Genomic DNA, 13,356 nt, shown 5'->3' on the forward strand with positions numbered 1-13,356 from the left:
GTATACTGAGGAAAAGAAGGGGAGGAACACGTGATGAATACCTTACCGGAAACGGATTATTATGAAGCGCTCGTCCGTCGTGATGGTTCGTACGAGGGGACATTTTTTGTCGGGGTCAAGACGACGGGGATTTTTTGCCGGCCGACCTGTCCGGCACGGAAACCGAAGCAGGAGAATTGTGAGTTTTTTGAGACGGCGAAAGAGGCGTTACTGGCTTCGTACCGGCCGTGTTTACGCTGTAAACCGCTCGCTTACCCGGGGGACAGTGAGGTCATCACCCGCTTGATTGCAGCGGTCGAAGCAAATCCCGAAAAACGCTTCAAAGACGCCGACTTTCGTGAACTGGGACTCGATGCCTCGACCGCACGACGGCAGTTCAAAAAACGATTCGGGATGACGTTCGTCGAATATGCCCGGTCACGCCGGATGGGACTGGCGATGAAGGAAATCCGGAAGGGGCAACCGGTCATCGAAGCCCAACTGGCAAGCGGTTATGAATCGAGCAGCGGTTTCCGCGATGCCTTTGCCCGCATTTTGGGCGAGACACCGAAACGTTGGAGTGGAGCCTATCTGCAGGCGAAGTGGCTCGATACGCCGCTCGGACCGATGCTGGCGATTGCCGATGAAGGAGGACTGCACTTACTCGAGTTCGTCGATCGACGCGGACTGGAACGGGAAGTGGAACGGTTGCGGCTGACAGCCCGGGCTGTGATCATTCCCGGCGACGCCCCGGTGTTTGAACAGGTGACGGTTCAACTGGAAGAATACTTTGCCGGAACGCGCGACCGATTTGATCTTCCGCTCGTTCTCTACGGGACGCCGTTTCAACGGCAGGTCTGGGAGCAATTGTGTTTAATTCCGGCGGGCGAGACAATTTCGTATCAGGAACTGGCCGTCCGTGTCGGAAATCCGGCAGCCGTCCGCGCCGTCGCCCGGGCGAACGGTGCCAATCAACTGGCGATTCTGATTCCCTGTCACCGGGTGATCCGGCTGACCGGAGATCTTGGCGGTTACGCCGGCGGCTTGGCGCGAAAAGCTGCGTTACTCAAACTAGAACGGACGAAAAGGGGATTGAATCATAGATGAGTTTGATTAAAGATGTCTTTACGAACGAGTGGCTCGACCGGTTGGGCAAGGCGTTAAACGCTACCGATTTCAGAAAAACGGTACAACAGGAGGACTGGGAGGAACTGGCGTTTAAACAACGGGTCCGTCGGATTGCGACCCGACTGGAGCATCATCTACCGGCTCAATTTGAACAGGCGGCGACCCGGCTCGAGACGATTGCTCCGGACTTTCCGGGATTACCCGGAATCGTTTTTCCAGATTACATTGAAATCCGGGCGGAAGAAGGCGACTGGGACCGGGCTATGTTGGCGCTCGAACGATTAACACCGCATTCGACATCGGAATTTGCCGTCCGTCGGTTTTTACTCGACGATCAGGACCGGTTTTTAGAGGTGGCGACGCGATGGAGTCAGTCGAGTGACGAACATGTCCGACGGTTGGCGTCAGAAGGAACCCGTCCCCGCTTGCCATGGGGACAGATGATTCCATCGTTGATTGCCGATCCGAGACCGGTCTTGCCAATTCTCGATGCACTGCTCGAAGACGATGCGTTATATGTCCAGAAAAGTGTTGCCAATCACTTGAATGATATCGCAAAGACCAATCCGGAACTCGTCATTGAACGGCTGGAGCGACTCGGAACGCATCCGCATACGGATTGGATTTTACGGCATGCGTCACGGACCCTCTTGAAACAAGGACATCGGGACGTCTTGACGGCATTTGGTCTTGTCACGCGGGGAACAGTGACCGTCGACGAACTGACGGTGACGCCGACCTTGCCGATTGGCGGTGAACTGGCTTTTTCGTTTCACGTGATGACAACAGAACCGCAAATCCTCAGAATCGAATATGCGATTGACTACGTCAAACAACGTGGGACGAGTCAAAAGGTCTTTCGGATCAGCGAACGACAGGTCCGTGACAAGGAAAGCTTTACGAAACGGCAGTCGTTCCGGAATTTGACGACACGGGTCCATTATCCGGGAACACATCAATTAACGATTTTAATCAACGGAGAAGCTTACGTAACGGCTCCATTCGACGTGACAGAGGAGGAAATAAAATGAACGGTCGCCATCCTGACTTTACGACATCCCGCTTATCTGTCGAGGCAACCGATACGGCGGACGGCTGTATTTGGACACTGCAGAAACGGGACACGCAACAACAGCTTGCAACGATTGAGTTAACCGATCAGCACCTCAGCTATGACGCAATTGATCCGTCCGACCGTGACGCCTACATCGGAGAAGCCTTGACCGTCATCCTTGCGTATCTCGCGCGGACGTTGCTGTTGCCATTCGTGACAGGAGAGGGTGGAGAAGCAGAGATTTGGCTTGAGAATGAATTTTATAAGGACGGTCCGGTCTTTCGTCGTGACTTGACACATTGAATGAAAAAAAGAATCGTCTCATCAGAAAAGCTGCTTCTGATGAGACGATTTTTTGCATCCGGATCATGGTTCTGAAATGCCGTTTGCGAGTAATAACATAAAGGTGATGACCGATAGTGACAGCAAAAAGGCGGTGTTCGCCAACATACTGAACCATTTGACGTAGTTATTTGTCGACCGGAGACCCATTACCAGCGAAACGATATAGCCGAGTCCGACCAACACGTTGAGACCGATCGGCACCCACAGGCTCAGGTTCGGAAAAAATTGTCCGCTCAGCAAGTAGGAAGTCAGCATATTGAACAGAAGCAAACCAAGCGTCAGGAAAACCGGCAAATATGTCTGCTTGGATTGATTCATCGTTCGACCAGATTCGTCGACCAATTAAAGTGTCGGCAAATCGTTTCGGCACTTTCGCCGGCCGAACGTCCCTCGGTATCGAGCCGTAAGTAGTTCGGATACGGCAACTCACCCGGAAGTGAATGCGTCCGGTAGTGTTCGGCGGTTTCAAGCAGGTTGGCTTCCGACGCGGCAATGTCCCGTTTCGTAAACTTATGTAGTAAGCGGTTTTCCGTCTGATTCCGGGCAAGACGGGTCGACAGGGCAGCTTCGAGTTCAATGATGAAGACCTCGGCACCGGCTTCTTCGAACAGCTGAACGGTCTCCTCGATAAATTCGAGACCTCCACCTTCGACACCGAACAGGCATAAAAACGTAAAGACGACCCCCTCGAGATCACTGACGGCCATCTCTTTGAACATCTCCCGCCGGATCAAGTCCTTCAGCTTATGGTGCGCCGGTTTCGTAAAGTCAAAGTACGGATGCAGCAGGTCAATCGTCTGGTGGTTATGGAATAATTTCATTCCTGTTTTTTGCTCGAGTTCCTGACCAATCGTCATTTTGCCGACGGCTTGCGGACCAAGTAACATGACAAACTTCATCCCTGACACCTCTTCCTTTTTTTGTTAATACTAGCATAGAAAAACAGAGTGTTCACATTAGAACGTTTGTTCGTGAAATGATATAATGACAGTAAGAAATGCTGCTGTTTTTTTCGACCGAATGGAGGTCATTGATCATATGGAACACTGGAAGATGATTAAAGGATATGAAGGGATGTATCAAGTGTCAACAGCGGGCAACGTCCGCTCGCTTGACCGGACAATCGAGACGAACCGGGGAGTTAAACAACGACGGAAAGGCGTCGTCTTACGGCCGCGGATCAATCAGGAAGGCTACCGGAAAGTGACGTTATACAAACAAGGACGGGGCGAACGATATTATGTCGGAGAACTTGTCGCGAAAACATTTATTGATGGCGAAGCGGTACAAGAGCGGGTGATCCGGGCAGATGGAAACTGCTTGAACGACAACATCGACAATTTGACCGTTAAACCGTCGACGAACCAGGCATATGCGTCATTACTTGATGAATTCGAATCATTGCTCAGTCAACACATCGAATTATCGCCCCGACAGATTCGGGCAATCCGCTACCGTTACCAAACAGGACAGTCAATCCGACGCTTGGCACTGACGTATCAGGTGACGGAAAATCGGATCCGCAATATTATCGACAAAAAGGAAGCGCAGTATGTCATCTGAATCCGAAACAAATATCAAAAAAGGCGGACCCGAATCAATCGAGTCTGCCTTCTACTTTATCAAAAATTAGGCGAGAATACGCCCACTTCTAAACGAAGTGAAAGTGGGAGATGAATCGCCAACCTCCCTTTCGGGTATATTTCTTTTAAGGGAGGTGAAAAATGGTGTTGAAGCACAAAGCCTACAAATTCAGAATCTATCCCACGAAAGAGCAGGAAATCCTGATCGCGAAGACGATCGGGTGCTCGCGCTTCGTCTTCAACCACTTCCTGGCGAAGTGGGAGAAATTATACAAGACCACTGGGAAAGGACTGTCCTACGGTTCTTGTTCCAAAGAGCTTCCTTTGTTGAAGCAGGAGTTTGACTGGTTGAAGGAAGTCGATAGCACATCTGTTCAGATCAGCGTCAAACATGTTGCCGATGCGTTTGACCGCTTCTTCAAGAAGCAGAACGAACGTCCTCGATTCAAGTCGAAGCGTAATCCCGTCCAGTCGTTCAAGACCAACATCCAAGGCGAAAATCAGCTTCCTGAAGTGTCAATCGTCGGAAACAAGCTCAAACTTCCAAAGCTGAAATGGGTACGTTTCGCCCATTCAAAACAGATCACAGGTCGTATCTTGAACGCCACGATCCGACGTAACGCTTCAGGGAAATACTTCGTCTCCCTGCTCGTCGAGCAGGAGATTCACGAACTGCCGAAGACCGGTTCATCCGTCGGCGTCGACGTCGGACTCAAGAACTTCGCCATCCTGTCGGACGGCACGGTGTACCAAAACGACCGTTACTTCCGTTCGCTTGAGAAGAAGTTGGCGCGCGAACAACGTAAGCTCTCCCGCCGTCAACGCATCGCCCTGACCAAGAAAGTGAAGCTTTCCGAGGCGAGGAACTATCAGAAGCAGAAGCGTAAGGTTGCCCGTATCCACGAGAAGATCGTCAACAAGCGCACTGACTTCCTGCACAAGGTATCGACCGAGATCGTCAAAAACCACGACGTCATCGGCATCGAGACTTTGCAGGTGAAAAACATGCAGAAGAACCGCAAGTTGAGCAAGGCCATCTCTGACGTCAGCTGGTCAGAGTTCTTCCGTATGCTGGAATACAAGGCGGACTGGTATGGCAAAACCGTCGTGAAGGTCGGAAAGACCTTCGCATCGAGCCAACTCTGCTCGAGTTGCGGCCATCAACACAAAGACGTGAAACATCTCGGCTTGCGAGAATGGACATGCCCGAGTTGCGGGATCCACCACGACCGGGACGTGAACGCAGGACTGAATCTCAAACGAGAAGCGGAACGTATCTTAGCTTCTTCAACCGTCGGGACGACGGGGTTAGCCTGATCATTTTTCGACCGATAGGTCGGATAACTCAGGAATCCTCCACCTCTTAGCGTAGCGTAGGTGGAGGTAGTTCAAAAGAAATTAGCTTGCGACAGGCAGATAAGCCGAGACGAAACTCGTCGTCATTTGCATGAACTGAAGAGTTTCTTCTTTTGGTTCTGACGTGACATAAATAATCAGGGCAGCGGCGACGGCGACAAAAATGATGATGACGAGAATGACGAAGAACGGCATCTTGCTTTTCTTTTTTTCCTCTTTCATATCCATGATGCGATTACCCCCTTATGAAGTAGAAACAGTCTCTTTGAACTGATTCCCTGATGAAAAAAATGGAAACCTGTCAGAGTGCTTGAAACAGGTAAGAATTAGTCCGATAAAGAACTATAACGTGTAGGGAATTAGTTTTATATAAGGGGCGTGCAGCATGTTGAGTCAGTTTAATCAGTTTCTGTTGAATTTTTCGTTATTGATTACGTCACTGTTATTTGCCTTTTTACCACTTCGACACGTCAAACGCATTTCACCGGCGTCACCGGTCAAGCTTCGTATTCTGGTCGGATTGATTGCCGGGTTTATCAGTGTCTTGCTTGTTCTGAACAGCGTCACCTATGATGGCGCAAAAATTGATTTACGGCTCGTCGCGCTTGTCACGGCGTTTTATTACGGCGGCTGGGTCAGTGCCGGCATTACGACGCTCGCGATTCTTGGCGCCCGGTTTGCCGTTACGCCGCCGGGGGCTTACGAAGGGTTGATCCTGACCGGTTTAATTTGTATCGCTTTACTCATCACGGCAAGCATTTATCGTCGATTTGCGTCGCATACACTCAAAGGTTATTTAGTCTTAATCGGTATCGGGATTGGTTACAGTTTACCTGCCCTTTATCTATTAACGGAGACATTTAACCGATTTCTTGAAATCGCCTTGGTCTATATCATTTTCATTTTACTGGGCGGTTATGTCACGTACCGTTTCCTGCAGGAACTGCGCAAACATTTCCAGTTCGTTCAGACCCAGCAGGAGCTGGCATTGACGGACGGGCTGACGAATCTCGCCAACCGGCGGAAACTGGATGAGACGCTGGCTCACTATGATCAACACGGCTATGCGTTTTCCGTTCTGATTGTCGACATCGACTTTTTTAAATCGGTCAACGATACGTATGGACATGACGGGGGTGATGTCGTTTTGCGACAATTAAGCCACCTGCTCGAACACTGTTGTCCGGATCAGGCGCTCGTCGGACGTTACGGCGGAGAAGAGTTTGTCGTCCTGTTACCGGACACACCGCTTAAAGAAGCCGGACGGCTCGGCGAAACGATCCGTTCTGCTTGTGCCGATCAGCATTTTGTCTTCGGCACGTATCCGGCATTCCATGTCACGTTATCAATCGGGGCGGCCTCATCGGACCAAGGCGAGACATCGTTTGAAGTCGTTCAAAAAGCCGATCAGGCATTGTATCATGCGAAACAGACGGGACGGAACAAGGTCGTCGGCTACAGCGAAGAATAATCCAATATAAACAGGCGGGCTCTCCGGAGTCCGCCTGTTTGTTTTACCTATCGGTTATTCGCCGACCATCCCGTCATGGTCGTTGTCCCGCATGTATGGATAGAGCCAATGGTCATCTGTAATCGGCATCGTGAAACCGGCGTCTTTGGCTTCTTGGATCGTGACTTGTCCGTTGCCGTTCGCGTCGACGGTTGAGACGTCATTTGTCGCGTCGGAAGTCGGTTCTGGATCGGCAGAAGCTTGTACCGATTCTTCTTTGTCTTCGGTCAGACCGAGTTCGGCATTGACTTCATCCGGGTTGACGTTATCGAAGTCATCGACGATTTTATTTCCTCGTAGCGTATACGTATAGTGATAATGCGACGGGATTTGTGTGTTCGTATCCGGATACGTAATCGTCGCTTCGAAGTCTGTCACCTCACCGGCCTTGCGGATAGTGTTTTCCATATAGGCCTGATCACCGTGCCGGTTGAGCGTACTGTCCTGCGGCGTGATGTTATAGGCGTTTGAGACCCCGCCGAGTGAATCGGCGATAACGTGGCCTTCGTCGAGTTGCGGACTCTCGACGCCCGGGACTTTTGCTTCGTCTGAATAATAGCGACCGGATGACGTCGTTTCCTCGGAATCATTTTGTAAGGTGATTTTTTTCGCGATCACTTTGACGAGTTGGGCATGTTCATTTGTAAACGCCCAATATTTCCGATTGCCGAATCCGATATTGACGACAGCATTCGGTTCCCGATCACCCGACATATCGCCCCCGTCGACGTTCAGTTTTGTATAGCCCGAAAAAACGGAGTTCTTCGAAGACTTGGCTGTCGCCTCAGCAGTGGCCGTTTCGGTGTTCGCCGGTTTTTTCGTGACGGGTTTCTCAGACGTTTGGTCTGCTTCGACCGATTTGGTTTCTGTTTCTGCCTGCTTCGGTGAATCCTTCTGAATGTTTGATTGGTCGGTCTTTGGTTCTTGCGAAGCTGTTTCTTTACCGGCACATCCCGTTAAGAGAAGGGCAGCCAGTGGTAACGCAAAGTAAGTAAAGGATAGTTTCATAAGTAGACTCCTTAAATGGCATGACATACTTGTTCATTTTAGGAATCTTTTATCCTGAATACAAGCGGATTTTAAATATCTAACTAAATGAGAGATATATTGGCAGGTGATTTATCAAAAGTAGTGTTTCAAGAGACGGCCGTTTCACAATAAAAAAACACGCCACTCACAAGTGACGTGTCCGAGCCGGTGACTTGAATTAAAATCGCGCAGTTTTATAGGAATAACTGTTTTTAAGAGGAAATCAATTGCGGGAAAATCTGATACCGCTCAAAATCAGCGAGGATATTGGGTGCAATCTGTTGGCGGAGTGTCGATTCATCTGCCCAGATGTAGTCGTCGTGCTCGTCGGACAATTCGACGGTCTGTGTCGTAGCGGTGCAGAAGTAGACCAGCAAAATGACTTGGCGGTCCGGGTGCGTCATGAGACTCGAAGCATACGCAATCCGATCGACGGTGACCGTTAACCCTGTCTCTTCCTGGATTTCCCGAATCAGGCTGTCTTCCGGCAGCTCACCGAAATCGATTTTTCCGCCCGGGCATTCCCACGTGCCGCCACCGGAGTCGGCAGCGGCACGTTGAACGATTAAACTGTGAGTGCCGTATTGAACGATTCCTTTGACGGCAGTTACGATGGTCGACATGACATCTCTTCCTTTCTTTGCAGGAGAACGGGTGAAGGTCCTTCCTGTTGGACCAGTTGATTGTTCTTCAGATGAATCCCAGCTCGTTCCGGTAAGCCGTAACCGAAGGTACTTTCCGTCTTTGAGAATGCCTCGAACAAGTTCGTCTCTTCCTGCCATGTATCGTAATGGACGGAAACTACGGCGTCCGCTAACAGTCCGAGACCCTGCAGGACTAAGGCTTGACCGTTCCGTTGATCGATTGCGGGAATCCGACACTCGTCCGGCGTCAGTAAGGCACCGGCTGAAAATCCGGCGACGGGAACGCCGTGCTGAAACCGTTCGTGAATGACAGCACCAATTGGTGTACCGACGATGAACTGTTGATACCGTTCCGTTTCTCCGCCCGAGATGATGATCCCGGCACTTCCTGCTAATTGTTCGAGTTGTTCAGGTGTCGGACGCGCAGATAACGGAAAGTGGAAGAAATCTGTCGCACCATTTGCCGTTAACGCATCCGTATAGATCGGGGCATAATCGTCCCAGTTTGAGCCGGGACGCGGGACATAAAGTAAGGCAACCGGTCCCGATTGGTCGAGACAAGAGACGAATTGTTCGCAAAGCATTGGAGTGAACGGCGGACCGCCTCCGAATAAAAAGAGTTGTTGATTGACCATGCCTGCTGCCTCCTTGCTAAAAATGCAGATTATAAAATAGTAAGTGAGAAATCAATTACTATTTCAATTCCTTAAAAAGCAATAGTCTGTTCTGGAAAGGTTATATTCAAGTATACAAAAAGCTGTTTACTATAAAATTCAAGAAAACTATTTTTGATTGGATTCAATGAGTTGTATAGCCTGATTCAAATTGATTTTTCCGTTACCATATTCATCATGTTTACCTAAAGGTGATGCTGAGGATTTTAAATAGTGTCTAATTTCTTTATTTTTTAATTTTGGATATTTGCCGAATAAAAGAGCGGCTTCTCCTGCGACATAAGCTGCAGCCATAGAAGTTCCACTTTCTCTTTTATAAGAATTTTTTATCCAAGTACTTTGTATATCGACACCTGGTGCCATAAGCTCTAATTGAGATCCTTTACTTGAAAGATACCCTCGCTCATTGTTTGAATCTAAAGCACCTACAGCAATCGTCGAATTATATTTTGCAGGATAAGTAATAGTGTTGCCTTCCTTGTAACCGTAGTTTCCTGCGGATGAAACTAATAAAGAACCTTTTTTATAAGCTTTATCTATCGCTTTTTTGAAAAAAGTAGACTCGGTTAATCCACCTAAACTCATAAGAATCACGTCTATGTTCTTTTCGATTGCCCAATCTATCCCTTTTACAACGGTACTATATTTCCCGCTTGCTTTATTATCCAAGACTTTTACTGCATAAATATCAGCGTTGGGAGCAATCCCTGTAATCCCTATTTTATTTTTTTGTGCTCCTATTATGCCTGCTAGATGTGTACCATGACCATTATCATCTTCATATTTTTTATTACCTTCTATAAAGGATATGCCGCCTTTTATTTTTAAGTCTTTATGTTTTGTAGAAACTCCAGTATCTAAAATTGCTACTGAAGATCCTTTTCCGGTCAAAGCTAAGGTGCTATTTTTTGTAGAAATTAAATAGTTATTAGTACTAAAAAGATTTGCGGTGGTCAAGTTTTGATTTTTTAAAAGTATGTCTTCTTCCACAGAAAGTATATTTCTATCTTTCAGTAATTCCTTAGTAGGATTGTAGCCGAAACTTGCTTTAACAAATGAAAAGTTTTTATACTGTTCCAAAATAGTCCCTTTATATTTTTTTATGATGTTGCTATCGATATTTTTTTTAAATGAAATCAAATAATCTTTATTTGAATGAGATGATGTTGTCATAGCTTCTACTGCAATATTAGAGGCGGAAAATGTTGACATGGTGATCGATGTAATAAGAATAAGAGTTGCTGATTTCTTCATTCAAAAACTACCTCCGGTTATCTTCAAAAAAAATAAGACATGAATTGAAAACTCATGTCTTATTTTTAATCGATTAGTCATTTTTCAATTTTGGCATCTTCTATTAGATGAGTGCATAGTTCTTGAAACATTTGTTGATTCTTCATAGCTTTTAACATATAGAGATTTTCCGTATCAGCAGGTAAGTTTTTTGAGATGACAGCATCGAATTCTTTAAAAGTAGGAAGTTTGATTTCAAAAAACTGATTAAAATTCATTTCTGTAAATTGATAATCCTTTGAAAACTGATCTGTAACAGAATTATAATAGTCATCAGTAGCATCTTTTACATAACTAAAACGGTAGTTGAGAATTTTCATGACATCAATGATCCATTTATGTTGTTCTTTTGAGATGTCATGATCAATTAAAAAATCGTTAAAAGGCATTTCATCAATATTTACCATCTGTTTTAATAAAGTGATTTGATATTTAAGTAGTTCTAATTCTTTCTGCATCTTTAACACTCCTTTGGTTATATTACGATTTCACATTAATAACTATCGATTAAAGTACAAAGAAAAGAATAGCTTCAGCAATAACATCTGAAGTGGAAGGTGAAATGTCACATTCATTTATCAGGAAATTTTTAAGACCTCGTTTAGCAACATTTTCAGTTCTTTCAAGATATTTTGCGATAGATAGTCTATTTTCTTTTACTGCTTTTTTGTATGAATTTTTGCCTAAATATTCTAACAGTTCTTCTAGACCTTTACCTCCATACTTCAGTGCATAAATAAACACTTCTTTTTTCCAACCTTGAGCTGACACGTTACCATCTTCTGATAACCTCATATTCTTGTTATTTTTCTTTGATACTTGCTGAATTTGATTTTTATTTTTTTCTGAAGCGAATACATTCGATAAAGGTGTAACAGTTGATAAAAATACACCGAAAGCTAATGTTGCACACAATATTTTTTTTGAAGTAAACAAACAAATTCCCCCTTGGCAGATTATTTCCTTATTCGTCTATCATCATATCCATTTTAAGTATTTTTTTGTAATTACATTATTGTAAGATAAAATAATTATGATCAGGTTTCTAAATTCATTAGATTAATCAAAGTTGATGAAAAATCAACTGTCGATTGGAAATCAATCCATAAGCAACACCTCGTCATTTTTTGAGATAGGTAGAAAATGGAAATTTAATTATACTGGAAATAACAGGAGTGAACGAGGAAGGACGGATAAAAATGAGCGACCATCCAATCCAACAATTCCATTACCGGGAGTCCGGCATGGGAGAAGAACAACTATTTACGTGGACGGCCGCGACCCGGGAATTGCGGCTGGAAGAGGGAACGGGAGAAGAAACGATCGTTCTCTTGTCCCGACAGCAACAGCAGGAGCTGACACGACATTTAGAGAAGGCCGGGGTCATCGACTGGCAACCGGAATACACGACGGAATGGCTGATTCTCGACGGACATATTGGGAAATCAGTTGGACCGGATCAGAGGGAAACGGAGCGTCTCAGGGCAGTAACGCCTATCCGGAACGCTGGGAACTGCTTCGGGATTGGCTGTACCGTCAGTTTGAAAAGGGTGAGGGGGAATTTGGATGAAGAAGTGGTGGATCGGGTTAGCTGTCTTAGCCGGCTATTGTATTCCATTCGTCTACCTGGCGTTGCTCGAAGACTTCAAGACAGGGACATTACTTGGTTATCTACTGTTACTTGTCGGATTCACGGTTCTTGCTTTCACCGGTCAGCGATGGGGTCATCTGCTGTTTGTGGTTGCTGGTAATATCGTGTCCTATTTTATATCGATATACTTTGCAGGTCAGATGGACACTTTCGGATGGGACGGTTATTTCAAACCGTTGACGGCGGAACAACTGATTTTGCTCGTCAGTCTCTTGATGCTCATTCCACAGTGGATTGCGATAGTGGTGGCGATGTCACTGGAAGCGAAAAAGCGGGTTAAGGAACAAATGACAGAGTGAAGGGAGGTAGCCCGATGAATGAAAGCAGTGAAGCACTTTTAGAAGCAATCATCGAGATTTTAGATGCAGGACAACTGGATTTGACAGAGCTTTATCAGCGTTTACGAGAGCGGAGTGATTTGGATCTTTCTCGTTTTTCGACGGAAGCGGGATTAGACGCACGCATTCGAAAATTGATTTATCTTCATGCGAGTGAATGTGAATTATATGAAGGAACGCAGGATTTGTTCTACAGTGAGACCGGAATAGGGACAGGACGTTGGGGATTACGGAGGTAAAAAAAACACGCCACTAAACGTGACGTGCTCCAAAAAATTAGACTAACCCTAAAATCTCAACTTCAACCAAAGCATCTTTCGGTAACTCTTTGACGGCGATACAAGATCGTGCCGGGAAGTGGTTATGCGGAGCAAAGTAATCGGAGTAGATATCATTAAACGCAGCGAAATGATCCATGTTCGTTAAGTAACACGTCGTCTTGACGACACGATCCGGTGTCAGACCGGCTTCTTTTAAGATGGCATCGACGTTTTTCATGACCTGCTCTGTCTGCTCCGTAATGCCACCGACGACTATTTCACCCGTTGCCGGATTGATCGGGATTTGACCGGATGCGTATAATGTACCGTTGGCAATGAAACCTTGCGAATAGGGACCGATGGCAGCCGGTGCGTTGGTTGTTTCGATTTTCTGGAATGAACTCATGAAAACTCCTCCTCTAACATAAAATAAATCGTATGTAGAACGTGCTATCTGCCTTGAACTATAGGATAATTTTTACAACACCATCACCATACTTACAAGGAGTGAA

19 protein-coding genes are annotated in these 13,356 nt (G+C 46.4%); 9 read left to right on the forward strand and 10 right to left on the reverse strand.

Annotated elements, in window-relative coordinates; all coding sequences use genetic code 11:
* The first annotated feature begins 33 nt into the window (after window positions 1-33).
* From N7U64_RS12950 to N7U64_RS12960, 3 genes are read left to right on the forward strand one after another with little or no spacing between them, the layout of a single operon-like run.
* On the forward strand, window positions 34-1,086 hold the full coding sequence (locus N7U64_RS12950) for a bifunctional transcriptional activator/DNA repair enzyme AdaA (RefSeq protein WP_214767198.1): 1,053 nt from the start codon (window positions 34-36) through the stop codon (window positions 1,084-1,086).
* Entirely contained in the window at window positions 1,083-2,138 is a 1,056-nt protein-coding gene (locus tag N7U64_RS12955) for a DNA alkylation repair protein (RefSeq protein WP_318930009.1), read from the forward strand. Before N7U64_RS12950 ends, N7U64_RS12955 begins: the two co-directional genes overlap by 4 nt.
* Window positions 2,135-2,464 carry a hypothetical protein gene (locus N7U64_RS12960; RefSeq protein WP_318930010.1) on the forward strand — a complete coding sequence of 110 codons (330 nt, stop codon included), beginning with the start codon at window positions 2,135-2,137 and terminating at the stop codon, window positions 2,462-2,464. The genes N7U64_RS12955 and N7U64_RS12960 overlap by 4 nt, the downstream gene beginning before the upstream one ends.
* 63 nt (window positions 2,465-2,527) lie before the next feature.
* On the opposite strand, the gene N7U64_RS12965 is transcribed toward N7U64_RS12960, so the two are convergent.
* Both N7U64_RS12965 and N7U64_RS12970 read right to left on the reverse strand, forming a co-directional pair.
* Entirely contained in the window at window positions 2,528-2,824 is a 297-nt protein-coding gene (locus N7U64_RS12965; protein ID WP_012369206.1) for a hypothetical protein, read from the reverse strand.
* The gene (locus tag N7U64_RS12970; protein WP_318930011.1) at window positions 2,821-3,405 is read right to left on the reverse strand and encodes a shikimate kinase; all 585 of its coding nucleotides are present in this window, start codon (window positions 3,403-3,405) and stop codon (window positions 2,821-2,823) included. Before N7U64_RS12970 ends, N7U64_RS12965 begins: the two co-directional genes overlap by 4 nt.
* Before the next feature lie 139 nt (window positions 3,406-3,544).
* Between N7U64_RS12970 and N7U64_RS12975 the strand changes: the two genes are divergently transcribed.
* Together N7U64_RS12975 and tnpB are read left to right on the forward strand one after the other, a co-directional pair.
* On the forward strand, window positions 3,545-4,069 hold the full coding sequence (locus N7U64_RS12975; RefSeq protein WP_318930012.1) for an NUMOD4 domain-containing protein: 525 nt from the start codon (window positions 3,545-3,547) through the stop codon (window positions 4,067-4,069).
* Window positions 4,070-4,233: 164 nt separating this feature from the next.
* Complete coding sequence (tnpB, locus tag N7U64_RS12980) at window positions 4,234-5,406, forward strand: IS200/IS605 family element RNA-guided endonuclease TnpB (protein WP_318930042.1); 1,173 nt, start codon at window positions 4,234-4,236, stop codon at window positions 5,404-5,406.
* An 81-nt stretch (window positions 5,407-5,487) separates the two neighbouring features.
* Here the strand turns inward: tnpB and N7U64_RS12985 are convergent, their stop codons facing one another.
* Window positions 5,488-5,673 (reverse strand): hypothetical protein, encoded by a 186-nt coding sequence (locus N7U64_RS12985; RefSeq protein ID WP_012369209.1) that lies wholly within the window; start codon window positions 5,671-5,673, stop codon window positions 5,488-5,490.
* A 157-nt stretch (window positions 5,674-5,830) separates the two neighbouring features.
* On the opposite strand from N7U64_RS12985, the gene N7U64_RS12990 reads away from it, so the two are divergent.
* On the forward strand, window positions 5,831-6,916 hold the full coding sequence (locus N7U64_RS12990; protein WP_318930013.1) for a diguanylate cyclase: 1,086 nt from the start codon (window positions 5,831-5,833) through the stop codon (window positions 6,914-6,916).
* A gap of 54 nt (window positions 6,917-6,970) precedes the next feature.
* Here the strand turns inward: N7U64_RS12990 and N7U64_RS12995 are convergent, their stop codons facing one another.
* From N7U64_RS12995 to N7U64_RS13020, 6 genes are all read right to left on the reverse strand, one after another.
* Window positions 6,971-7,963, reverse strand: coding sequence for a DNA/RNA non-specific endonuclease (locus N7U64_RS12995; RefSeq protein WP_318930014.1), 993 nt, complete (start codon window positions 7,961-7,963; stop codon window positions 6,971-6,973).
* A 233-nt stretch (window positions 7,964-8,196) separates the two neighbouring features.
* A complete protein-coding gene (locus tag N7U64_RS13000; protein ID WP_318930015.1) occupies window positions 8,197-8,607 on the reverse strand; it encodes an NUDIX hydrolase in 411 nt (136 codons plus the stop codon).
* A complete protein-coding gene (locus tag N7U64_RS13005; RefSeq protein WP_318930016.1) occupies window positions 8,592-9,263 on the reverse strand; it encodes a Type 1 glutamine amidotransferase-like domain-containing protein in 672 nt (223 codons plus the stop codon). Before N7U64_RS13005 ends, N7U64_RS13000 begins: the two co-directional genes overlap by 16 nt.
* A gap of 147 nt (window positions 9,264-9,410) precedes the next feature.
* The gene (locus N7U64_RS13010; protein WP_318930017.1) at window positions 9,411-10,556 is read right to left on the reverse strand and encodes a S8 family peptidase; all 1,146 of its coding nucleotides are present in this window, start codon (window positions 10,554-10,556) and stop codon (window positions 9,411-9,413) included.
* Window positions 10,557-10,633: 77 nt separating this feature from the next.
* Window positions 10,634-11,053 (reverse strand): hypothetical protein, encoded by a 420-nt coding sequence (locus N7U64_RS13015; protein WP_318930018.1) that lies wholly within the window; start codon window positions 11,051-11,053, stop codon window positions 10,634-10,636.
* Between the two features lie 49 nt (window positions 11,054-11,102).
* Window positions 11,103-11,531 carry a hypothetical protein gene (locus N7U64_RS13020; RefSeq protein WP_318930019.1) on the reverse strand — a complete coding sequence of 143 codons (429 nt, stop codon included), beginning with the start codon at window positions 11,529-11,531 and terminating at the stop codon, window positions 11,103-11,105.
* A 331-nt stretch (window positions 11,532-11,862) separates the two neighbouring features.
* On the opposite strand from N7U64_RS13020, the gene N7U64_RS13025 reads away from it, so the two are divergent.
* The 3 genes from N7U64_RS13025 to N7U64_RS13035 are packed head-to-tail and all read left to right on the forward strand — an operon-like array spanning window position 11,863 to window position 12,823.
* The gene (locus N7U64_RS13025; RefSeq protein ID WP_318930020.1) at window positions 11,863-12,165 is read left to right on the forward strand and encodes a hypothetical protein; all 303 of its coding nucleotides are present in this window, start codon (window positions 11,863-11,865) and stop codon (window positions 12,163-12,165) included.
* Complete coding sequence (locus tag N7U64_RS13030; RefSeq protein ID WP_318930021.1) at window positions 12,162-12,545, forward strand: hypothetical protein; 384 nt, start codon at window positions 12,162-12,164, stop codon at window positions 12,543-12,545. Before N7U64_RS13025 ends, N7U64_RS13030 begins: the two co-directional genes overlap by 4 nt.
* A gap of 14 nt (window positions 12,546-12,559) precedes the next feature.
* Window positions 12,560-12,823: a hypothetical protein gene (locus N7U64_RS13035; RefSeq protein WP_318930022.1), complete on the forward strand. Its 264-nt coding sequence runs from the start codon at window positions 12,560-12,562 to the stop codon at window positions 12,821-12,823.
* Between the two features lie 37 nt (window positions 12,824-12,860).
* Here N7U64_RS13035 and N7U64_RS13040 read toward each other — a convergent pair whose 3' ends face one another.
* Window positions 12,861-13,250 carry a RidA family protein gene (locus tag N7U64_RS13040; RefSeq protein ID WP_318930023.1) on the reverse strand — a complete coding sequence of 130 codons (390 nt, stop codon included), beginning with the start codon at window positions 13,248-13,250 and terminating at the stop codon, window positions 12,861-12,863.
* Between the last annotated feature and the right edge of the window lie 106 nt (window positions 13,251-13,356).

The organism is Exiguobacterium sp. K1, assembly GCF_033721435.1.
GTDB lineage: Bacteria > Bacillota > Bacilli > Exiguobacteriales > Exiguobacteriaceae > Exiguobacterium_A > Exiguobacterium_A artemiae.

Excerpts from the sequence above, each read along its gene's own strand:
- N7U64_RS12975 (WP_318930012.1), top strand. The coding sequence starts at position 3,545 with ATGGAACACTGGAAGATGATTAAAGGATATGAAGGGATGTATCAAGTG.
- N7U64_RS13030 (WP_318930021.1), top strand. The coding sequence starts at position 12,162 with ATGAAGAAGTGGTGGATCGGGTTAGCTGTCTTAGCCGGCTATTGTATT.
- N7U64_RS13010 (WP_318930017.1), bottom strand. The coding sequence starts at position 10,556 with ATGAAGAAATCAGCAACTCTTATTCTTATTACATCGATCACCATGTCA.
- N7U64_RS12950 (WP_214767198.1), top strand. The coding sequence starts at position 34 with ATGAATACCTTACCGGAAACGGATTATTATGAAGCGCTCGTCCGTCGT.
- N7U64_RS12970 (WP_318930011.1), bottom strand. The coding sequence starts at position 3,405 with ATGAAGTTTGTCATGTTACTTGGTCCGCAAGCCGTCGGCAAAATGACG.
- N7U64_RS12985 (WP_012369209.1), bottom strand. The coding sequence starts at position 5,673 with ATGGATATGAAAGAGGAAAAAAAGAAAAGCAAGATGCCGTTCTTCGTC.
- N7U64_RS13005 (WP_318930016.1), bottom strand. The coding sequence starts at position 9,263 with ATGGTCAATCAACAACTCTTTTTATTCGGAGGCGGTCCGCCGTTCACT.
- N7U64_RS13000 (WP_318930015.1), bottom strand. The coding sequence starts at position 8,607 with ATGTCGACCATCGTAACTGCCGTCAAAGGAATCGTTCAATACGGCACT.
- N7U64_RS13035 (WP_318930022.1), top strand. The coding sequence starts at position 12,560 with ATGAATGAAAGCAGTGAAGCACTTTTAGAAGCAATCATCGAGATTTTA.
- N7U64_RS12955 (WP_318930009.1), top strand. The coding sequence starts at position 1,083 with ATGAGTTTGATTAAAGATGTCTTTACGAACGAGTGGCTCGACCGGTTG.
- N7U64_RS12990 (WP_318930013.1), top strand. The coding sequence starts at position 5,831 with ATGTTGAGTCAGTTTAATCAGTTTCTGTTGAATTTTTCGTTATTGATT.
- N7U64_RS12960 (WP_318930010.1), top strand. The coding sequence starts at position 2,135 with ATGAACGGTCGCCATCCTGACTTTACGACATCCCGCTTATCTGTCGAG.
- N7U64_RS12965 (WP_012369206.1), bottom strand. The coding sequence starts at position 2,824 with ATGAATCAATCCAAGCAGACATATTTGCCGGTTTTCCTGACGCTTGGT.
- N7U64_RS12995 (WP_318930014.1), bottom strand. The coding sequence starts at position 7,963 with ATGAAACTATCCTTTACTTACTTTGCGTTACCACTGGCTGCCCTTCTC.
- N7U64_RS13040 (WP_318930023.1), bottom strand. The coding sequence starts at position 13,250 with ATGAGTTCATTCCAGAAAATCGAAACAACCAACGCACCGGCTGCCATC.
- N7U64_RS13015 (WP_318930018.1), bottom strand. The coding sequence starts at position 11,053 with ATGCAGAAAGAATTAGAACTACTTAAATATCAAATCACTTTATTAAAA.